This window comes from Streptococcus sp. HMSC056C01 (assembly GCF_001811305.1).
Taxonomy (GTDB): domain Bacteria; phylum Bacillota; class Bacilli; order Lactobacillales; family Streptococcaceae; genus Streptococcus.
The window spans coordinates 31,450-53,147 of the sequence record NZ_KV804219.1; the positions used below are offsets into that span (position 1 = coordinate 31,450).

Annotated in this window: 16 protein-coding genes; 15 read left to right on the plus strand and 1 reads right to left on the minus strand. The window is 37.0% G+C overall.

The genetic code is table 11. The features are described from left to right. The first annotated feature begins 644 nt into the window (after positions 1 to 644). Positions 645 to 2,453: a glutamine--fructose-6-phosphate transaminase (isomerizing) gene (gene glmS, locus HMPREF2795_RS09895; RefSeq protein WP_000334312.1), complete on the plus strand. Its 1,809-nt coding sequence runs from the start codon at positions 645 to 647 to the stop codon at positions 2,451 to 2,453. A gap of 426 nt (positions 2,454 to 2,879) precedes the next feature. Here the strand turns inward: glmS and HMPREF2795_RS09900 are convergent, their stop codons facing one another. Further along, positions 2,880 to 4,364: a DUF1846 domain-containing protein gene (locus tag HMPREF2795_RS09900; protein ID WP_049510348.1), complete on the minus strand. Its 1,485-nt coding sequence runs from the start codon at positions 4,362 to 4,364 to the stop codon at positions 2,880 to 2,882. A 152-nt stretch (positions 4,365 to 4,516) separates the two neighbouring features. On the opposite strand from HMPREF2795_RS09900, the gene HMPREF2795_RS09905 reads away from it, so the two are divergent. From HMPREF2795_RS09905 to HMPREF2795_RS09970, 14 genes are all read left to right on the plus strand, one after another. Next, entirely contained in the window at positions 4,517 to 6,127 is a 1,611-nt protein-coding gene (locus HMPREF2795_RS09905) for a glycoside hydrolase family 13 protein (RefSeq protein WP_001156766.1), read from the plus strand. Between the two features lie 168 nt (positions 6,128 to 6,295). Beyond that, entirely contained in the window at positions 6,296 to 8,263 is a 1,968-nt protein-coding gene (locus HMPREF2795_RS09910; protein ID WP_075228795.1) for a peptide ABC transporter substrate-binding protein, read from the plus strand. Positions 8,264 to 8,421: 158 nt separating this feature from the next. Beyond that, entirely contained in the window at positions 8,422 to 10,380 is a 1,959-nt protein-coding gene (locus tag HMPREF2795_RS09915; RefSeq protein WP_075228796.1) for a peptide ABC transporter substrate-binding protein, read from the plus strand. Positions 10,381 to 10,685: 305 nt separating this feature from the next. Continuing rightward, a complete protein-coding gene (locus tag HMPREF2795_RS09920; protein WP_075228797.1) occupies positions 10,686 to 12,131 on the plus strand; it encodes an LCP family glycopolymer transferase CpsA in 1,446 nt (481 codons plus the stop codon). A gap of 1 nt (position 12,132) precedes the next feature. Beyond that, entirely contained in the window at positions 12,133 to 12,864 is a 732-nt protein-coding gene (cps4B, locus tag HMPREF2795_RS09925; protein ID WP_075228798.1) for a capsular polysaccharide biosynthesis protein Cps4B, read from the plus strand. A gap of 8 nt (positions 12,865 to 12,872) precedes the next feature. After that, a complete protein-coding gene (locus HMPREF2795_RS09930) occupies positions 12,873 to 13,565 on the plus strand; it encodes a CspC family polysaccharide chain length determinant protein (protein ID WP_075228799.1) in 693 nt (230 codons plus the stop codon). A gap of 10 nt (positions 13,566 to 13,575) precedes the next feature. Continuing rightward, positions 13,576 to 14,259 carry a tyrosine-protein kinase gene (locus HMPREF2795_RS09935; protein ID WP_001086091.1) on the plus strand — a complete coding sequence of 228 codons (684 nt, stop codon included), beginning with the start codon at positions 13,576 to 13,578 and terminating at the stop codon, positions 14,257 to 14,259. Between the two features lie 21 nt (positions 14,260 to 14,280). After that, positions 14,281 to 15,651 (plus strand): sugar transferase, encoded by a 1,371-nt coding sequence (locus HMPREF2795_RS09940; protein WP_000399058.1) that lies wholly within the window; start codon positions 14,281 to 14,283, stop codon positions 15,649 to 15,651. A 7-nt stretch (positions 15,652 to 15,658) separates the two neighbouring features. After that, a complete protein-coding gene (locus HMPREF2795_RS09945) occupies positions 15,659 to 16,450 on the plus strand; it encodes a DUF4422 domain-containing protein (protein WP_075228800.1) in 792 nt (263 codons plus the stop codon). Positions 16,451 to 16,461: 11 nt separating this feature from the next. After that, positions 16,462 to 17,529 (plus strand): EpsG family protein, encoded by a 1,068-nt coding sequence (locus tag HMPREF2795_RS10475; protein WP_148131310.1) that lies wholly within the window; start codon positions 16,462 to 16,464, stop codon positions 17,527 to 17,529. A 6-nt stretch (positions 17,530 to 17,535) separates the two neighbouring features. Then, a complete protein-coding gene (locus HMPREF2795_RS09955) occupies positions 17,536 to 18,558 on the plus strand; it encodes a glycosyltransferase family 2 protein (RefSeq protein ID WP_075228801.1) in 1,023 nt (340 codons plus the stop codon). Then, positions 18,558 to 19,673: a glycosyltransferase family 1 protein gene (locus tag HMPREF2795_RS09960; protein ID WP_075228802.1), complete on the plus strand. Its 1,116-nt coding sequence runs from the start codon at positions 18,558 to 18,560 to the stop codon at positions 19,671 to 19,673. Before HMPREF2795_RS09955 ends, HMPREF2795_RS09960 begins: the two co-directional genes overlap by 1 nt. Before the next feature lie 10 nt (positions 19,674 to 19,683). Beyond that, entirely contained in the window at positions 19,684 to 20,673 is a 990-nt protein-coding gene (locus HMPREF2795_RS09965) for a stealth family protein (protein WP_075228803.1), read from the plus strand. A gap of 12 nt (positions 20,674 to 20,685) precedes the next feature. Further along, entirely contained in the window at positions 20,686 to 21,690 is a 1,005-nt protein-coding gene (locus HMPREF2795_RS09970) for a glycosyltransferase family 2 protein (RefSeq protein ID WP_075228804.1), read from the plus strand. Positions 21,691 to 21,698: the final 8 nt, after the last annotated feature.

Here is a 21,698-nt window from a genome sequence, read left to right on the forward strand (position 1 = left end):
AATGACAATTAAAGTAAATTACCAAAAAATGTTTCAACAGGAACAAACACCTTCTCCTAAATACTAAGTAAAAGAGCGATAACGCTCTTTTTGTGTGGGGATTCTCAGGTAAGGGATTCTGATAAATTATTCATTGAATGTATAACCTTAAACATCACTTCAAACAAGGTCTTAGTCTATCTGGTAAGCTGAAAGCAGTGCTTAGAGAAAGCTGTGACTAGCTTTCTAGTTTGCTCTTTCGTTTTCATTGAGTCACAAGTTACTTTTAGTTTTTTCTAAGGAAAATATAAGCTATGTTTTAGGAAGGGATTTTATACTGGATTCATCAAAAAGAAACGAGGACTCTCACATGACAATGACGATTAAAGTAAATTACCAAAAAACATTTCAAAAAGTAGTAGAAGCAGAAAAGCTTGCTACAAAATAGTAGTTATTAGGGGCAGTAGAGCCCTTTTTAAATACTTGCTTTAGGCGAAATATGATAGATTTTTAGCATGTGGAATCAGTAGAATTAGGCTATACCAATTTTTGTTCTTGACAAGTGAAAGAAACAAGTATATACTGTTTCTGCTGATTCTGCAAAGCGAGAATTAGACTATACCAATTTTAAGGGGAAAGCACAGCTAGCCTGTGTCGTATATACTATGTGTGGAATTGTTGGTGTTGTTGGAAACACAAATGCAACTGATATTTTGATTCAAGGGCTTGAAAAGCTCGAATACCGTGGTTATGATTCTGCGGGGATTTTTGTCCTAGGTGGTGCTGAAAGCCATTTAGTGAAGGCGGTTGGTCGTATCGCAGAATTATCTGCTAAAACTGCTGGTGTTGAGGGAACAACTGGTATCGGACATACTCGTTGGGCCACTCACGGGAAACCAACAGAAGATAATGCTCACCCACACCGCTCTGAGACAGGACGTTTTGTCTTGGTGCACAACGGGGTGATTGAAAACTACCTTGAAATCAAGGAAGAATACCTTGCAGGTCACCACTTCAAGGGACAAACGGATACTGAAATCGCTGTTCACTTGATTGGTAAATTTGCGGAAGAAGACGGGTTGTCAGTGCTTGAAGCCTTCAAAAAAGCTCTTCACATCATCCGCGGTTCATATGCCTTTGCCTTGATCGACTCTGAAAATCCAGATGTCATCTACGTGGCAAAGAACAAATCACCACTCTTGATTGGTCTTGGTGAAGGTTACAATATGGTCTGTTCAGACGCCATGGCTATGATTCGTGAGACCAATCAATACATGGAAATCCATGACCAAGAGTTGGTTATCGTAAAAGCTGATAGCGTTAAAGTTCAAGACTATGATGGTAACAGCCATGAGCGTGCTAGCTACACTGCGGAACTTGACTTGTCTGATATCGGTAAGGGAACTTATCCTTACTACATGCTCAAGGAAATTGATGAGCAGCCAACGGTGATGCGTAAGTTGATCCAAGCCTACACAGATGAGGCTGGTCAAGTTGTCGTAGATCCAGCTATCATCAAGGCTGTTCAAGACGCAGACCGCATCTATATCCTCGCAGCTGGAACATCTTACCACGCAGGATTTGCTTCTAAGAAGATGTTGGAAGAATTGACAGATACGCCAGTTGAACTTGGTATTTCCTCTGAGTGGGGATATGGTATGCCGCTTCTCAGCAAGAAACCACTCTTCATCTTTATCAGCCAATCTGGTGAAACAGCTGATAGCCGTCAAGTTTTGGTAAAGGCTAATGAAATGGGAATCCCAAGCTTGACAGTGACAAACGTGCCAGGTTCAACCCTTTCACGTGAAGCCAACCATACTATGTTGCTTCATGCAGGTCCTGAAATTGCCGTAGCGTCAACTAAGGCTTATACAGCCCAAATCGCAGCCCTTGCCTTCCTTGCAAAAGCTGTTGGTGAAGCAAATGGCAATGAAAAAGCCAAAGCCTTTGACTTGGTTCATGAATTGTCTATCGTGGCTCAATCTATCGAATCAACTCTTTCAGAGAAAGAAACAATCGACGCAAAAGTCCGTGATCTTCTTGAAACAACACGCAACGCCTTTTACATCGGACGTGGTCAAGACTACTACGTAGCCATGGAAGCTAGTCTCAAGCTCAAAGAGATTTCTTACATCCAATGTGAAGGTTTTGCGGCTGGAGAACTCAAGCACGGAACCATTGCATTGATTGAAGAAGGAACACCTGTTTTGGCTCTCTTGTCAGACCCAGTTCTTGCCAACCACACTCGCGGAAATATCCAAGAAGTGGCAGCACGTGGAGCTAAGGTTCTCACCATTGCAGAAGAAAATGTTGCCAAAGATACAGATGATATCGTTCTTACGACCGTACACCCTTACCTCTCACCAATCTCAATGGTCGTACCAACACAATTGGTCGCTTACTTTGCAACCCTACACCGTGGACTCGACGTGGACAAACCACGTAACCTTGCTAAGTCAGTAACGGTAGAATAAACCAAAAAATTAAATCATAAGCAAAAGTGAACTAGATAGTTTTCTGAAAAACAGAATGCTGTCTTGTTCGCTTTTTTGTATATTCAATGAAAATCAATGACCAAATTTGTTCTCTTATGTAGATGTCTCCAAGCATCGCTTTGAGGTTCTAGATAAGAGTGACGCAGTCAGTCTCGTTACACCGATTTGATATTGTAGAGAAAATGGGTCAACCTCAGCCAAGGTAGTTCAAGTCAAGATTGAAGAGGATGGATTCACTCCTTTTAAGGATTCATTAGAAATAAATCTAAAATTAAATGTTATCTCAGCTTCTATTAAAATGAGAATTATTTTTAAAAGATATGTTTGTGAAAGACTTGCAAGATATAAAAAACTCTTAGAGCTGGATGCTAAGGATCCAATTCTAAGAGGAGTGAGTGTCGTATTTTACTTGCGATACAAACGATCGTATTGATAGTAAGGATCAAAGGTTACGTTGATACCTAGTTTGCGAAGAACATTCTTGTCTTCATCCGTTAAGATAATCGTAGAGTGAGCTTCGCTTCCTTTGAGATTTCCGAGTTCTTTCATGGCATGATCTGCATCAGGATTCTGCATTGCTGTGATAGCAAGGGCGATGAGGATCTCGTTAGAATGAAGTCGAGGGTTACGGCTACCCAAGTGATTGATTTTCAAACCTTGAATTGGTTTCACCACTTCTGGTTCAATTAATTTTGTTTCAGCATCAATGTTAGCGGACATTTTGATAGCATTGATCAATGCAGCCGCTGTTGGACCAAAGAGTTCTGAGTTCTTACCAGTAACGATTTCACCAGAAGGTAATTCAAGTGCTAGAGCGGGTCCGCCTGTTTCTTCTGCTCTTTGTCGAGCAGCAACAGCAACCTTTCGGTCAGCTGGTGTGATACCGAGGTCATTCATGAGAAGCTCAATCTTCTTCACAGCAGTTTCTCCAACCTTCTCAGCTTTGAAGTCAAGAACTGTCTGGTAATAGCGACGGATAATTTCCTGTTTAGATGCTTCAATGGCGGCGTCGTTATCAGTGATTGCAAAACCAACCATATTGACACCCATGTCAGTTGGAGACGCATAAGGAGACTCACCGAGAATACGTTCCAGCATACGCTTAAGGACAGGGAAAATTTCAATATCGCGGTTGTAGTTGACTGTGGTTTCTCCATAAGTTTGGAGATGGAATGGGTCAATCATGTTGACATCATCTAGGTCTGCTGTGGCAGCTTCATAAGCCAAGTTGACAGGATGATGAAGTGGGAGATTCCAAACTGGGAAGGTTTCAAATTTGGCATAACCAGACTTGATACCATTGATTTGGTCGTGGTACATGTTAGACATACAAGTTGCCAACTTACCTGAACCAGGACCAGGAGCAGTCACGACAATCAAGTTACGGCTAGTTTTGATATAGTCGTTTTTCCCCATACCTTCAGGAGAGATGATGTGATCCATATCTGTCGGATACCCCTTGATAGGGTAGTGAAGATAAGAGTCGATTCCATTTTTCTCTAATTGATTACGGAAAGCATCTGCTGCCGGTTGGCCTGCATATTGAGTAATGACAACTGAACCAACAAAGATACCAAGTTCATTGAATTTATCGATCAAACGAAGCACTTCTTGGTCATAAGAAATGCCCAAGTCTCCACGAGCTTTTGAGTGCTCGATATTGCTAGCGTTAATAGCGATAACAACCTCAACTTGCTCCTTCAACTCTTGCAAGAGCTTGATTTTATTGTCAGGTTCATATCCAGGAAGGACACGAGCAGCGTGGAAATCTTCTAACATTTTGCCACCAAACTCCAAGTAGAGTTTGCCGTCAAATTGGTTGATGCGCTCCAAGATATGGTCGCGTTGTAGATTCAAATATTGTTCAGAACTAAAAGCTTGTTTTTTCATTTTTTTACCTCTGAGCTCTATTATATAAAAAAAATGGAAGATTAGAAACTAGAGAGTCGCAAAAGTGAGAAAAAAAGATAAAGCAAACGCTTGCATAATTTTGATAAAAGGTCTATGATGGAGTAAAGTCAATTTTAAATAGAGGTAAAAAGATGCAAGAAAAATGGTGGCACAATGCCGTTGTTTATCAGGTTTATCCAAAAAGTTTTAAGGATAGCAATGGAGATGGGATTGGTGATTTGCCTGGGATTACCAGTAAGCTAGACTATCTAGCTAAGTTAGGGATCACAGCGATCTGGCTTTCTCCAGTCTATGATAGCCCCATGGATGACAATGGTTATGACATTGCCAATTATCAAGACATCGCGGCTATCTTTGGAACCATGGAAGATATGGATGTGCTGATTGCTGAGGCTAAAAAACGAGATATCCGAATCATTATGGATTTGGTGGTCAATCATACATCAGATGAGCATGCTTGGTTTATTGAAGCTTGTGAAAATCCTGATAGTCCTGAGCGAGACTACTATATCTGGCGTGATGAACCTAACGAATTGGAGTCAATTTTCAGTGGATCTGCCTGGCAATACGATGAAAAGTCTGGTCAATACTACCTGCACTTTTTCAGCAAGAAGCAACCGGACCTCAACTGGGAAAATGAAGAACTTCGCCAAAAAATCTATGAGATGATGAATTTCTGGATTGATAAAGGGATTGGTGGATTCCGTATGGACGTCATTGACATGATTGGGAAGATTCCTGATCAGAAGATTGTCAACAATGGTCCTATGCTTCATCCCTACCTCAAGGAAATGAATCAAGCAACCTTTGGCGATAAAGAACTCTTGACAGTAGGGGAAACTTGGGGAGCAACACCAGAGATCGCTAAACTCTATTCAGATCCTAAAGGACAAGAACTGTCTATGGTCTTCCAGTTTGAACATATCTGTCTTCAGTATCAGGAAGGGAAACCTAAGTGGCAGTACCAAAAAGAGCTAAATGTTGGGAAGTTAAAAGAAATTTTCAACAAATGGCAGACAGAGTTGGGAGTTGAAGATGGCTGGAATTCCCTCTTCTGGAACAACCATGACCTCCCTCGTATTGTCTCTATCTGGGGAAATGACCAAGACTACCGTGAAAAATCTGCCAAAGCATATGCCATCTTGCTTCATCTCATGAGAGGGACGCCTTATATCTACCAAGGCGAAGAGATTGGAATGACCAATTTCCCGTTTGAAAGCTTGGAGCAAGTAGATGATATTGAATCCCTCAACTATGCGCGTGAAGCTCTTGAAAAAGGTGTTCCAATGGAAGCAATCATGGATAGCATTCGCGTGATTGGACGTGATAATGCTCGTACCCCAATGCAGTGGAATGGGACAAAAAATGCTGGTTTCTCAAATGGTCAACCTTGGCTTGCAGTCAATCCAAACTACGTAAAGATAAATGTAGAAGAAGCTTTAGCAAATCCAGATTCTATCTTCTATACTTATCAAAAATTAGTAAAACTTCGTAAGGAAAATAACTGGTTGGTTCGTGCTGACTTTGAACTTCTTGATACGGCTGAAAAAGTCTTTGCTTATATCCGTAAAGATGGAGACCGTCGTTTCCTAGTTGTGGCCAATTTGTCCAACCAGCAGCAAGAGTTTGCAGTAGAAGGGTCAGTTAAGTCTATATTGATTGAAAATACCTCAGTACAAGATGTTTTAGAGAAACAAAACTTGGCTCCATGGGATGCCTTCTGTGTCGAATTAGCTGATTAAAACCAGAAACTCAAGTGTCTCAGATGCTTGAGTTTTTTTCTAAAATAAGTGTAAAAACTTCTTTAATAAATATTAGTTTGAATTTTCTAAAAAATCATCTGAAAACCCTTGCTTTTATATAAAAATAGGGTATAATGGTGAAAAATAGTATTTTAAAGGAGAATACCGATGAAATCGAAAAAGTGGCTCGTAGTAGCAGGGATAACGATGAGCGCAGCTCTTCTTTTGGCAGCTTGTGGCAAGACTGAGAAAAAAGCAGATGCTCCAACAACATTTTCGTATGTATATGCCATTGATCCAACAACATTGGACTATAGCGTTACTAGTAAAAGTTCAACATCAGACGTCATTGCCAACTTGGTCGACGGACTCTTGGAAAATGACAAATATGGAAACTTGATTCCATCGCTTGCTGAAGACTGGTCTGTTTCACAGGACGGTTTGACCTACACCTACAAGCTACGTAAAGGTGTCAAATGGTATACTTCAGAAGGAGAAGAGTATGCTGAAGTCAAGGCCCAAGACTTTGTGACAGGTTTGAAGCATGCTGCAGATGGCAAATCAGATGGCCTAACTCTTATCCAAGATTCTATCAAAGGTTTGGCAGAGTATGTTAGCGGTGAAACAAATGACTTCTCAACAGTCGGTGTCAAAGCAGTTGACGATTATACAGTCGAGTATACCTTAAACAAACCAGAAAGCTTCTGGAATTCTAAGGTGACAACAGCGACTATGCTCCCTGTTAATGAAGAATTCTTAAATTCTCAAGGGAAAGATTACGGTGCGGCAGCGCCTTCAGGTATTCTCTACAATGGTCCATATATTTTGAAGAACTTCACTTCAAAATCAGTGATCGAGTACGAAAAGAACCCAAATTATTGGGACAAAGACAATGTTAAAATTGACCACGTCAAGCTTACCTTCTACGATGGTTCTGACCAAGAATCATTGATTCGTAGTTTCTCATCAGGAGCCTACACAACAGCTCGCCTCTTCCCAACTAGTTCAAGTTTTGACTCAACTAAGAAAGAATACGGCGATAAGATTGTTTATAGTCCTCAAGAAGCGACAAGCTATTACTTTACTTTCAACGTAAATCGTCAGTCTTACAATAAAACAGCTAAGACAGATGATGCCCAAAAAACTTCAACAAAAGAAGCACTTCTCAATAAAAACTTCCGTCAAGCTATCAACTTCGCTCTAGACCGTCATGCCTACTCTGCACAGATGAATGGCGAAGAAGGTGCAGACAAGATTATCCGTACCAGCCTTGTGCCTTATGACTATGTTCAAGTTGGTGAAAAGACCTTCGGTGAATTGGCTCAAGAACAATTGGTAACATACGGAGACCAGTGGAAGGATGTAGCTTTGACAGATGGTAAAGATACCCTTTACAATCCGACAAAAGCAAAAGCTGCTTTTGAAAAAGCAAAATCAGAATTGCAAGCTAAAGGTGTAACCTTCCCAATCCATTTGGATATTCCAGTTGAGCAGACTGATGTCATTGCTGTACAGCAAACCAACTCTCTCAAACAGTCTGTCGAAGCAGCACTTGGAAGTGAAAATGTTGTTATCGATGTACTTCAAATGACTGACAATGAGAAAATGAGCATTACATCTCAAGCCAAAGTTCCTTCTCAAAAAGACTATGACTTGAACGGAACTGGTTGGGGGCCAGACTATCAAGACCCAGCAACCTACCTTAATATCTTAGATGCTAAGAAGGGTTCTGCTCTTAAACACTTGGGTATCACAAAAGGTAAAGATCCAGAAGTCATGGCTCAAGTTGGACTTGATGAGTACAAGAAACTCTTGGATGATGCAGCATCAGAAACAAGCGATCTTAACAAACGCTATGAAAAATATGCCAAAGCACAAGCTTGGGTTTCAGATAGCTCACTTCTTATCCCTGTAGCTTCTTCAGGTGGTTCTCCGACAGTTAGCCGTACAGTGCCATTCACAAAAGCTTACTCTCAAGTTGGTATCAAGGGAGATCCATTTGTATTTAAAGGTTTAGAATTGCAAAACGATATTGTAACAGCTAAAGAATACGAAGAAGCTCTCAAGAAATGGCAAAAAGAGAAAATTGAAACAAATGCCAAATACCAAAAAGAACTAGCAAATCACGTTAAATAGTCTTTTGTAATGAATAAAGAAATCCTGTTTTGAAGCGGGATTTCTTTATTTTTTGATTTTCAATGAGAGGTCAAATCAGTATATAACTTTACTTTTTGGACAAAATTTGTTAAAATATAACCATGTTACAAAACCTAACATATAAGGAGAAATGAAACATGAAACTTAAAAAACGTTTGATTGGAGCGGGGTTGACGCTTGCTGCTGCGGTCTTGTTGACAGCGTGTGGGAAGTCAGCATCGGATGCTAAAACCTACTCGTCTACATTTGGTGCTGATCCAACAACCTTCAACTACCTTTTGGACTATTCGGGAGATAACACTGCTGTTGTAACCAACTTGGTAGATGGTTTGCTTGAAAATGACAATTATGGAAATCTCATTCCTGCTCTTGCAGAAGACTGGAGTGTTTCAAAGGATGGTTTGACCTACACCTACAAACTTCGCCAGGATGCTAAATGGTTCACGGCTGATGGGGAAGAATATGCCTCCATTAAAGCACAAGATTTCGTCACAGGTATCAAGTATGCAGCTGATAACAAGAGTCAAGCGCTTGATTTGATTCAAAACTCAATCAAGGGATTAGATGATTATGTGACAGGTGCAAATACTGACTTTTCAAATGTTGGAGTCAAAGCCTTGGATGACTATACTGTCCAATATACCTTGACACGACCAGAACCATTCTGGAACTCTAAGACTACCAATAGTATCTTGTTCCCAGTGAATGAAGAATTCTTGACTTCTAAAGGTAAAGAATTTGGAGAGTTGAAAGCAGATAGTATTCTTTATAGCGGTCCTTATTTGTTGAAAGAATTTACATCAAAATCATCACTCGAGTACAAGAAGAATCCTCATTACTATGACCAAGAAAAAGTAACGATTGAAAGAGTTAAATTGGCCTATGTTGATGGTTCTGACCAAGATATGACGATTCGTAACTTTGAAAGTGGTGCTTACTCATCTGCAGGAGTCTATCCAAATAGTTCAAACTTTGCAAAGACTAAGGAAAAATATAAGGACAACATCGTCTATAGCTTGCAGGACGCAACTTCTTGGTACTATAATTTTAACGTTAACCGCCAAGCATACAATTATACAGCTAAGACTAGCGATGAGCAAAAACAAGCGACCCAAGCTGCTATTTTAAATAAAAACTTCCGTCAAGCCATCAACTTTGCAATTGATCGTACAGCCTACTCGGCTCAATCTAATGGAGAAGAAGCGGCTAAAAACACTCTTCGTAACACGCTTGTCCCACCAACTTTCGTGCAGGTTGGAGATAAGACCTTTGGTGAGACAGTTTCATCTAAGTTGGTAAACTACGGTACTCAGTGGTCAAATATGAATCTTGAAGATGCTCAAGATGGGTACTTCAACAAAGAAAAAGCACAAGCTCAATTTGCTGAGGCTAAGAAAGAATTAGAAGCTCAAGGCGTGAGTTTCCCGATTCATTTAGACTTGCCTGTAGACCAAGTTAACAAAACCTTACTTCCAAAGATTCATTCGCTTAAACAATCTGTCGAATCAACTCTTGGGGCAGAAAATGTAGTGATTGATGTCGTTCAAATTTCAACAGAAGACTATTCCAATGCGACATTCCAAGCACCAACCACAGCTGATCATGACTATGATTTGAACTTGGATGGTTGGTCTGCAGACTACCAAGATCCATCAACTTATCTTAATCCTTTCAACGCTGAGGATGGATTCTATCTCAAGATTTTAGGACTTGATCCAAGCAAGGATACGGATAAGATTACAAGTATTGGATTGGACCAGTATACTCAAAAATTGAAAGCGGCAGATGCAGAAAATACAGACGTAGCCAAACGTTATGGAAATTATGCAGATGCACAAGCTTGGCTGATTGATAGTTCGCTATTGCTCCCTGTAAATTCAAACGGTGGTGGGGCTTCAGTGACACGTGTTATACCATTTACACGAGCTTACTCACTTGTCGGAATCAAAGGTACTGGAAGTAACTATAAGTACATGAAATTGCAAACTGAAGTAGTAACAACTGCTCAATTTGACGAAGCGAAAGCCAAATGGGAACAAGAACGTAAAAATTCTGTCGAAAAGAGTCAAAAAGACTTTGAAAGTCACGTGAAATAATTTTAAGAAGAGGAAACGGGGCAGAAATCTGTAGGCAAATGTCGGTGTCGTAGACTAAATGACGAACAAAAAATTATCAGCTGCCGCGACAAAACTTCATTAGCAATTGCCATAAAGGTCGGGATTTTTGCCCCGGCCTTTTTAACATAGAAACCTCTTTTAAGTAAAGTTTTAGCCATTTTATCATTGGGATTTACTATTCTTGTTTTTAAGGTAAATAAAAACGATTACCAAGTGTATGTTGATGGTATCCAGTACCACTTTGTGATATAATTAAAATAAAAAATACTTTGTAGAGGTGTAAGTTGAGTAGACATTCAAAAGAAAGAAAAACGAGCAAGATTCAACAAAACATCAATATCATTTTGTTGTTTGTATATATAGTGCTTGCTTGTTTTTTGCTGTTTTTAATATTCAGATATCATATTTTAGCGATTAGCTATGCCAATGTCCTTATAGCGATCACTATGATCCTGATTGCGCTAATAGCCTTGTTTTTGATTTTAAAGAGAAAAGCCAAGGTATTCACCATGATTTTACTTGTGGTTCTGGTCATTGTGAACGCAGTTTCTTTGATTGGAGTTCATCAATTTATCAGCCTAGCAAATCAACTCAATGCAACATCTAACTATTCTAGTTACTCTATCAGTGTTGCAGTTTTGGCGGATAGCGAGATTGGAAATGTCTCGGAATTATCTAGTGTGACGGCTCCGACCAAAACAGATGCAGAAAATATTAAAAAACTGCTCGATGATATTAAGACAAGTCAGAGTAAAGACTTAACGGTTGAAGAAAGTGCTTCCTATCTTGCTACTTATAAGAGTTTGCTGGCTGGAGAGACCAAGGCAATCGTTTTGAACAGTGTCTTTGAAAATCTGATTGAGCAAGAGTACCCAGACCATGCCAAAAAGATCAAGAAGATTTATACCAAAGAACTAACCAAGACTGTTGAGGCACCTAAGGTTTCTCAAAACAAGGCTTTTAATATCTACATCAGTGGGATTGATACATACGGACCGATTAGCTCCGTTTCTCGTTCGGATGTCAATATCATCATGACGGTCAATCAAGAAACCAAGAAAATTCTTCTGACAACAACGCCTCGTGATGCCTATGTGCCCATAGCTGACGGTGGAAACAACCAAAATGATAAATTGACCCATGCAGGTATTTACGGCGTGGATGCTTCCATTCATACCCTAGAAAATCTCTATGGAATTGATCTGAATTACTATGCACGACTCAACTTCACCTCCTTCTTGAAATTAATCGATCTCTTAGGTGGTGTCGATGTTTATAATGATCAAGAATTTACTGCGCATACAAACGGTAAACACTATGAAGTTGGCAACATCCACATGGATTCAGAACTGGCCCTAGGCTTTGTTCGTGAACGTTATTCCTTAACCAATGGAGACGGTGATCGTGGACGAAATCAACAAAAAGTCATTGCTGCCATTATTCAAAAACTAACTTCAGCAGAAGCCTTGAAGAATTTTGATGGTATTATGCAAGGGTTGCAAGATTCTGTACAAACCAATATGCCTCCTGAAACCATGGTTAGCTTAGTAAATGCTCAACTAGCAAGTGGAGGAAAATATACTGTCATCACTCGAGATCTAAAGGGAACTGGTCGTATGGATCTTCCTTCCTATGCCATGCCTGACAGCAGCCTTTATATGCTAGAGGTCGATCCAAATAGCTTAGAGGCACTCAAAACAGAGATCAAAGATATCATGGAAGGAAAATAAGATGATTGATATCCATTCACACATAGTTTTTGATGTAGACGATGGTCCTAGAGATAAGTCAGAGAGTATAGCCCTCCTGAAGGAAGCTTATGCTCAAGGAGTTCGTACCATCGTTTCGACCTCCCATCGTCGGAAGGGGATGTTTGAAACACCAGAGGAAGATATTGCAAGAAATTTTAAAGTTGTCAAGGAATTGGCTAAAGAAATTGCTCCCGACTTCACCATTTTGTATGGAGCAGAGATCTATTACAGCAGTGATGCTTTAAACAAATTAGAGAATCAGCAGATTCCACAACTAAATGGCACCCGCTATGCCTTGATAGAATTTAGCATGAATACCCCTTATCGTGAAATCCATAGCGCATTGACCAATATTTTGATGTTGGGAATAACCCCTGTTATTGCCCATATAGAGCGTTACGATGCTTTGGAAAACAATGAAAAAAGGGTGCACGACCTCATCAACATGGGATGCTATACACAGGTCAATAGTTCGAGCATCCTCAAACCAAAACTGTTTGGCGATACTTATAAATTCATGAAAAAGCGTGCTCGCTATTTCTTAGAGAGGGACTTAGTCCATATAGTTGCTAGTGATATGCATAATCTAGAGGGTCGTCCACCTTATATGCGAGAGGCTTATGAGATAGTGAGCAAAAGATATGGCCAAGATAAGGCTCGGGAACTCTTTGTGGAAAATCCTGAAAAAGTCATTAAAGATCAAATAATATAGGAGTTAAAATGAAAGAACAAGAAACTATTGAAATTAACGTTATTCAGTTGTTAAAGGCGCTATGGGCAAAGAAGCTACTAATTCTCCTTGTAGCTATCGTAGCAGGAGCTGTTTCCTTTGCATATAGTAGTTTTGTAGTCAAACCTGAGTATAGAAGTACAACACGAATCTATGTGGTAAACCGAAACCAAAGTGATAAACCAGGATTGACAAATCAGGATCTACAAGCAGGAACATACTTGGTTAAGGACTACCGTGAGATCATTCTTTCTCAAGATGTTCTTGAAAAGGTGGTTTCTGATCTTGGCTTGACTATCAATGCAAAAACATTGGCGAAAAAGGTTCAGGTAACAGTTCCTGCAGACACACGTATCGTATCTATTTCAGTTAGCGACCATAAACCAGATGAAGCAAGTCGTATTGCAAATGCACTGCGAGAAGTTGCAGCACAAAAAATCATCGCAGTCACTCGAGTTTCGGATGTAACGACTCTTGAAGAAGCACGTCCAGCTACTGGACCATCTTCACCAAATATCCGTCGCAATACCTTAATGGGAATCGGTGCTGGTGCAGGCTTGGTGATTGTCGTGGTTCTATTGGTTGAGTTACTAGATGACCGTGTGAAACGTCCAGAAGATATCGAAGATGTTATGAAAATTTCACTCCTTGGAGTCATTCCAAATATGGATAAATTAAAGTAAGGGAGAACTTATGGCAAAGTTAGAATTATCACAACAAAAACTGAACTCTGTAAAAAAAGCAGAAGAGTACTACAATGCTTTACGTACAAATATACAACTGAGTGGTAATAACTTAAAGGTTATTGCCGTTACATCGGTTGACCCCAGTGAAGGAAAGTCTACAACAGCTACTAATGTTGCTTGGGCTTTTGCGCGTGCAGGCTACAAGACGCTTTTGATCGACGCTGACATCCGAAATTCAGTCATGTCTGGAGTATTCAAGTCAAGAGAAAAAATTACTGGTTTGACAGATTATCTGGCTGGCACTCAGGACTTGTCGAACGGCCTTTGTGAGACAAATGTTGAGAATTTGTTTATGATCCAATCTGGAGCAATTTCTCCAAATCCAACAGCTCTTCTTCAGAGTGATAAGTTTGGAAGTATGATTGAAACCTTGCACAAGTATTTTGACTATATTATCGTCGATACAGCGCCGATAGGAGTCGTAATTGATGCAGCCATTATAGTACAAAAATGTGATGCATCCATTTTAGTTACTGAAGCTGGTGTTGCAAAACGAAGAGAAGTGCAAAAAGCTAAAAGTCAGTTAGAACACACAGGGAAACCATTTTTAGGAGTCGTTTTGAATAAATTTGATATTCAACGTGAAAGATATGGTTCTTATGGTTCTTATGGTTCCTATGGAAAAAAATAAAATAAAGTTAGGGAGACTAGTATGGAAGGAAGGGGTTTCTACAATGTAACTCTGGCGTTCTTACAGAGTATACTTGTTAGTTTATTAGCTTATATACTGATTGCAATTTCAGAAACTGATATTGTTTTAGATACAGTATTTGTCCTTTTTTTCCTTCACTTTGCAGCCTTCTATATCAGTGGCTACGGTAAGGATTTTTTCAAACGAGGTCAGTATATTGAACTAGTTGAAACGGTCAAATACATCCTCTTTTATGCCTTGTTGATAAGTTTTTCAAGTTTCTTTCTAAAAGAAAAATTTGTAATTTCTAGACGAGGAATGCTCTATCTGCTTTCCTTGTATGGTGTTTTGAATTATCTACTCAGTTTCTTTGTGAAGCGTTATTGGAAACCCTTTAGCCACAATTTGAAGGGTAGCCGCAAGATTTTGTTGATCACAGCAACATCACGTACTGAAAAGGTATTGGATAGATTGTTAACTGCTAACGATGTTCAAGGGGAACTAGTTGCTGTATGTGTCTTAGATAAGCCAGAATTTACTCATGACAAGGTACTTGTTGTACCAAGAGAGCAACTACTCACCTATACGACGCATGAAGTAGTGGATGAAGTTTTTGTCAATCTTCCAAGTGAGGACTATGACATCGGAGCTCTTATTTCTCAGTTTGAAACGATGGGAATCGCTGTAACAGTCAATCTCAATGCTTTTGATAAAAACTTAGGTCGTGATAAACAAATTCATGAGATGGCGGGTTTGAATGTAGTAACATTTTCTACAAATTTTTACAAGCAGAGTCATGTCATTGCCAAACGTATCCTCGACATTTGTGGTGCTATTGTTGGACTGATTCTTTGTGGAATTGCGAGTCTATTTCTAGTTCCCATGATTCGGAAAGATGGTGGGCCTGCAATCTTTTCACAAACTCGTGTCGGAAAAAATGGCCGTTACTTTACCTTTTATAAATTCCGTTCGATGAGAATCGATGCTGAAGCGATCAAGGAACAGTTGATGGATCAAAATACGATGCAAGGTGGTATGTTTAAGATCGATAACGATCCTCGAGTGACTAAGATTGGACAGTTTATCCGAAAAACTAGTTTAGATGAATTGCCACAATTTTGGAATGTTTTAATTGGAGACATGAGTCTAGTAGGTACGCGCCCACCAACTGTAGATGAGTACGAAAAATACACACCTGAACAAAAACGTCGTCTAAGTTTTAAACCTGGTATTACAGGTTTGTGGCAAATTAGTGGTCGAAGTGAAATTACAAACTTCGATGAAGTCGTGAAACTGGATGTAGCTTATATCGATGATTGGACCATCTGGAAAGATTTTGAAATATTGCTAAAAACTGTAAAAGTTGTATTGATGAGAGATGGAGCGAAGTAGGAGGGGTATGACAAATATTAAAATTATTGTTGCAACTCATAAGAGTTTTGAGATGCCGCAAAATAAAGAATTATATCTACCAGTCCATGTGGGGTGTGAAGGAAAAGATGATTTGGGATATCAAGGGGATAATACTGGGGAAAACATTTCCCAGTTAAACCCTTATTATTGTGAATTAACAGGTTTATATTGGGCATGGAAAAATCTAGATTGCGATTATCTTGGATTAGTTCATTACCGCCGATATTTCACGAAGAAAACTCAATTTTATAAAGAAAATCTAAAAATTGATGAAGTAATTTTAAATCAGGAAGAAATTGAATTGCTTTTGAGAAAAGGAGATATAATAGTTCCTAAAAAAAGAAAATATTATATTGAAACTCTATATTCTCATTATGCACACACATTAGATGCCAGCCATCTAGATTTGGCTAGAAAAGTCATTGAGAAGCAACAACCTGAATACCTTGATTCATTTGATAAGGTTATGAAACAACGTAGTGGCTATATGTTCAATATGTTTATAATGAAAAAGGAATTAGCAAATAATTATTTTGAATGGCTGTTTCCGATTTTAGATTGTATGTTTGATCAGATTGATCTTTCAGAGTTAACTGCATTTGAGGCACGTCTTTTTGGTCGTGTAAGTGAACTATTGTTCAACGTATGGCTACAGAAAAATTCTTACTTACCAGTAGAAGCTCCTTTTATGTATTTAGAAAAAGTTAACATAATAGAAAAAGGGAAATCATTTTTAATGGCTAAATTTTTTGGTAAGAAGTATGGACAGAGTTTTTAAGGAGGAACTAATTGATTTACATTGGTACGATGCTTCTCTCAATGTTGATAATTAATTTTATAAAGTATTTTAAACTATCAAAAAAATGGAAAGAGGCAGTTTATTTTTTGGGTTTTATTCCTCTCATCTTGATAGGAGCACTTAGAGCTTATGTAGGGATAGATTATACCACATATAGTTTGTATCAGATACCTGATGTGTTAGCTGGTAGTCAGACAGTCAAATTCGAATTTTTAGATAAATTAGTAGTTTACCTAGGTTATTACTTAGCTAATCAGCAACATTATTTCTATATTTTTACAATATTTCACATTATTCTGATGTGGTTTCTATATAAATATATTGTTCAACAGTCGTCTAATGTAATGTTGAGTGTGTTCTTGCTTCTAACTACTGTTTTTTTTACTTTTTCTTTATCAGGAATACGCCAATCAATAGCTACAGCGATTGTTTTTTATGCTCTGAAGTATATTAATCAAAAAAAAAGTTTACATTATATAATTTATTTAGGGATTGCTTGTTTATTTCATTCTAGTGCAGCAATCTATATACTATTTTTAGTTTTAGGAAAATGTAGCATTAATAAGTTTGTTGGCTTTTCATTACCAATTATTGCATCATTATTTTCTTTTTCCGGCTCTGAATTTGTATCTCGGATAATGTTGCATTTAAATTTTTATTCAGAATATATTGGTTCTCGTTTTTATACAGGAGCATATGATAAAAAACATCAACTGGTTACAATTGTAATGTGTTTGTTTATATTTTTATTATACTACTTTGTTCCCAAAAAAGAGTGGGATGATTTAAAATTATACTTGAATATTAATTTTGTACTCTTGCTAGTTGCAATACTCATGCCTATTTTCCCAACTCCTTCAAGAACTATTTACATGTTTGTACTTGTGCATGTTATTCTAATTCCTAGGTTGATTTCCTCTATTAGAGATTATAAATCTAAGGTTATCATTACAACACTTTTTATTTTGGGGTACTTTAGCTTTTTTGTATTCATGGTTTTGCAGAGAAATATGTATGAAACACTACCGTACCACACAATCTTTGAGTACTTATGGTAATTGATTATGAAAAAAATATTGATTTCTATTATTATTCCATTACATAATGGAGAAGATACGATTATTAGAGCAGTAAAAAGTGTTATAAATAGCAGATTATATCGAGATTTGATTGAAATTATTATTGTTGAAAATGGTTCAACAGATCAATCATTTGAAATTTCTCAAAAATTAGCGACCGAAAACTCAAATATACGAGTCTTAAAATCTGATAAAGGAACCAGTTTTGCCAGAAACTTAGGAATCGAAAAATCTAAAGGAAAGTGGCTTATTTTTTTAGATGCAGATGATTATTTATTGGAGCCGGATTTAGATATTATTATTGAAAATTTAATAACCAATAATACAGATTTATGCGTTTATAACTATGAAAAAGGGTATAAAAAAATAGAACTATTTTCAGAAGATGTAGAATTGATAGATGATCTTAACCCATTTATAGTTAAATCTCTTTCTGAACCAACCAAATACATGACAGTATGGGGAAAAGCATTTAATAAACGTATAATTGTCGAGAGTGGGTTGGAATTTAACACAAATTTAAGAGTTTCAGAAGATAGTGATTTTTATCTTAGATTTCTTTTGGGGATTCAAAGTTTAACAATATCTTCTCAAACTTTATATCATTACTCAATTGATTCTCCTTCAACAATGAGGACGTTTTCTTCAGATAAATTAGAAGGTTATATTGTTTCGTTGGCTGAGAGTTCAAAAGTATTAGAGGATAGTGATAATTCTATTCGAGAAGCTTTTTCACTATATAAGTTGGCACATTTTAATTTAATAATGGTTAGAGAAGTCTTCCATTTTGATAGTGTAAAGAGTTTCAGAGAAAAAATTAGGGAAATGACTAGGCTCTATAAGAGGCCCATGTTTTCTGATCCTATACAAAATTTATCTGTCTCTAGTGTTCGAAATCTATCACTAGTACCTCTATTTTTTTTGAAAAAACGTTTGTATCATTTAGCGGCATTGGTTTACATCATTCGAGTGGGGCAAAACAAATTCAAAGAAGGAAGAAAAAGTTAATGAAAAGAATTCTAGTATTTGGGATGAATGAAAACCCTGGCGGTGTTGAATCGTTCATAATGAATTATTTTCGTGAATTTAATCGCGAAAAGTTAGCCTTAGATTTTTTATGTAATTCAAATGCTAAAATAGCTTATGAGAGTGAACTTGTTTCTAAAGGAGCAAGAGTTTTTCATGTAACAGCAAGAAGTAAAAATCCGATACGTTATTATTGGGAAATGTATAGATTCTTTAAAAAGTATGCATCGGATTATCAAGCGATTTGGGTTAATATTAATAGTTTGGCAAATGTTGACTATTTGAAATTTGCAAGATATTTTGGTATTCCAGTCCGAATTGTACACAGCCATAATAGTCAAAATATGGATACCAAACTTCGTGAGAAATTACATAACCATAATAGAGACAGAATTGAAAAGTGGGCAACCGATTTTTGGGCTTGTTCGCATGAAGCTGCAAGATGGTTTTACAACGAAGAAACCATTGGAAAAGTTAAGATTATTCCAAATGCTATTAACATGGATGCTTCTATTTTTTCTTCTGAGGCACGAGATAAAATTCGGACTGCTTATAAATTAGATAATAAATTTGTGCTAGGTCATGTAGGGCGTTTGCATTTTCAGAAGAATCAAGAATTTATGATAAGAGTCTTGGCTAAATTACAGGAATTTAGAAATGATGTCTGCTTAGTTCTAGTTGGTCAAGGAGAAGACTTGGATAAATTAAAGTTATTGGCTGAGGAGCTATCTGTTCAAGATAAGGTGTACTTTGTAGGTGTTCAGTCGAATATATCAGAATGGTTAAGTGCTTTTGACTTATTCTTTTTCCCTTCAAAATTTGAAGGCCTGCCATTAGCTCCTTTAGAGGCTCAAGCGAACGGTCTTCCTATACTATTGTCAGAAGAAGCTATGCCTCAGGAGGCAAAAATTAATGAAAATATTTTTTATTATTCATTGAAAGCCGATGAAGAAAGATGGGCAAAATTCCTTGATGAAATGATTCGTACAACAACTCGTTTAAATTATGAAGATATACGAGATAATTTTGAGAAATCTGGCTACGACATTAAGATAGCTGCTCAAAACCTTGAAAAACAATTACTAGAATTAGTTTAGGGAAGATAACATGGTTAATAATATTGATTTTGTAGTTACATGGGTTAATGGAAATGATCCAGTGTGGCGTGAGGAAAAGAAGAAATACGAAGTTCTAGATGGTAGGCCGACTTTAAATGATGAAACAAGATACAGAGATATGGATTTGTTTCAATATTGGTTTCGAGCGGTAGAAAAATATGCCCCATGGGTTAATAATATTTATTTCATTACATATGGACATTTACCAGAGTGGTTAAATATAAATCACCCTAAATTGAAGATAGTAAAACATGAAGATTATATTCCAAAAGAATATTTACCAACTTTTAGTTCAAATGTAATTGAACTAAATCTTTTTAGGATTAAGGAATTGAGTGAGCAGTTCGTTCTGTTTAGTGATGATGTTTTTATTAACACATTTTTAAAAGAAGAAGATTTGTTTATAAATAACTTACCTCGATTGTTGAGTATCTATAGACCATTAGTTCCAACAAAAGAATTTGATTATATCAATTTCAATCATTTATTAATAATGAATAAATACTTTCATGATAAAAAAACATTATCACAACATAAGGGTAAATTTTTTAATGTAGGTTATGGAAAGTTCAATCTGTATAATCTATTTAGCATTTTTTATTCAGGGATTATTGGTTATCATGATGCCCATGTTGCTATGCCTCATTTGAAAAGCACTTTTGCAGAGATTTGGAATAAGGAAGGGGAACTTCTAGACCAAGTTTGTAAAAACAAATTTCGTTCAACTAAAGATGTTAACCATTGGTTGATGAGCTATTGGAATATTGAAACAAATTCATTTATGCCACAGAATCTCAGTGTGGGTGAATATGTGCCTCTGGCTTATTCAGGAAAGATTGAATCTATTATTCACAAACAAAAGAATAAGTTTCTGTGTATAAACGATGATGAACATACCGAAAATTTTATTAATGAAGTTAACTTTGTTCGTAAAATATTTGATAATAAATTTCCTAAAAAGTCTCAATTTGAAAAGTAAAGGGGAACTAAATTGAAAAAACAAAAAATACTTAGCGTTGTAATTCCATCCTACAATGCAGCTTCATTTTTGAAGGAAACTATTCCGACTCTAGCTTCTATTAGTAGTGGAGATGATATTGAGGTTTTAATTGTAAATGATGGGTCTAAAGATGAAACGCTTCAAGTTGCTCAGGAACTTGAAAAAGAGTATCCTGGCATAGTTAATATAATCGATAAAGAAAATGGCGGTCATGGTTCTACAATTAATGCTGGGATTAGGGAAGCTAAAGGGAAGTACTTTAAAGTTGTTGATGCTGATGATTGGGTAGATAGTGGAAATTTTGAAAAACTTGTACAATTTCTTCATAAAACAGATGCCGATGAAATTATTTCTCCATATACAGATGTTTTTGAAGATGATGGTACAAAGGTAGAAAATAACTATTTTAAAGATTGTTCATTAAAACCATACCAGGATTATGATTATGTGAATTTTTTAGAACAGATTCAAATTTTACCTAGAATGCATTCTATAACAATAAAAACCTCTATTTTAAGAGATAATAACATAAAAATTGATGAGAATATGTTCTACGTTGACATGGAGTACATTGTTTTTCCAACTCCATTTATCAAAACAATAACTTATACGCCTGACTCTGTTTATCAGTATCGTAGAGGTTACGAGGGACAGAGTACGAGTATTCAGAACTATATAAAAAATAGAAAAATGGTAAATCATGTCACATTCGCTTTGCTTGACTTTTATAATAAACATACTTTGTCTAGTATTCTGGAAAATCTAGTTAAAGAGACAATTGCTAGATGTGTTACTATTATGACAAATGTTTGTCTATCAATGGAAGATACTAAACAAGGTAAAAAGGAACTTATTGATTTTGATCAGAAATTAAAATCAATAAATTCTGAGTTCTATTATCATAAACAAGGGAAAAAAGCTAAAGTTTTAAGATATTCAAATTACTTCTTGTTTGACTTATTGTCTAGCTACTCTAAGAAGTCTAAAAAAGTATAGTTGTTGTA

What these genes read in the sequence shown, in the direction of transcription:
- glmS (WP_000334312.1), top strand. Translation starts at nt 645, where the DNA reads ATGTGTGGAATTGTTGGTGTTGTTGGAAACACAAATGCAACTGATATT.
- HMPREF2795_RS09900 (WP_049510348.1), bottom strand. Translation starts at nt 4,364, where the DNA reads ATGAAAAAACAAGCTTTTAGTTCTGAACAATATTTGAATCTACAACGC.
- HMPREF2795_RS09905 (WP_001156766.1), top strand. Translation starts at nt 4,517, where the DNA reads ATGCAAGAAAAATGGTGGCACAATGCCGTTGTTTATCAGGTTTATCCA.
- HMPREF2795_RS09910 (WP_075228795.1), top strand. Translation starts at nt 6,296, where the DNA reads ATGAAATCGAAAAAGTGGCTCGTAGTAGCAGGGATAACGATGAGCGCA.
- HMPREF2795_RS09915 (WP_075228796.1), top strand. Translation starts at nt 8,422, where the DNA reads ATGAAACTTAAAAAACGTTTGATTGGAGCGGGGTTGACGCTTGCTGCT.
- cps4B (WP_075228798.1), top strand. Translation starts at nt 12,133, where the DNA reads ATGATTGATATCCATTCACACATAGTTTTTGATGTAGACGATGGTCCT.
- HMPREF2795_RS09930 (WP_075228799.1), top strand. Translation starts at nt 12,873, where the DNA reads ATGAAAGAACAAGAAACTATTGAAATTAACGTTATTCAGTTGTTAAAG.
- HMPREF2795_RS09935 (WP_001086091.1), top strand. Translation starts at nt 13,576, where the DNA reads ATGGCAAAGTTAGAATTATCACAACAAAAACTGAACTCTGTAAAAAAA.
- HMPREF2795_RS09940 (WP_000399058.1), top strand. Translation starts at nt 14,281, where the DNA reads ATGGAAGGAAGGGGTTTCTACAATGTAACTCTGGCGTTCTTACAGAGT.
- HMPREF2795_RS09945 (WP_075228800.1), top strand. Translation starts at nt 15,659, where the DNA reads ATGACAAATATTAAAATTATTGTTGCAACTCATAAGAGTTTTGAGATG.
- HMPREF2795_RS09955 (WP_075228801.1), top strand. Translation starts at nt 17,536, where the DNA reads ATGAAAAAAATATTGATTTCTATTATTATTCCATTACATAATGGAGAA.
- HMPREF2795_RS09960 (WP_075228802.1), top strand. Translation starts at nt 18,558, where the DNA reads ATGAAAAGAATTCTAGTATTTGGGATGAATGAAAACCCTGGCGGTGTT.
- HMPREF2795_RS09965 (WP_075228803.1), top strand. Translation starts at nt 19,684, where the DNA reads ATGGTTAATAATATTGATTTTGTAGTTACATGGGTTAATGGAAATGAT.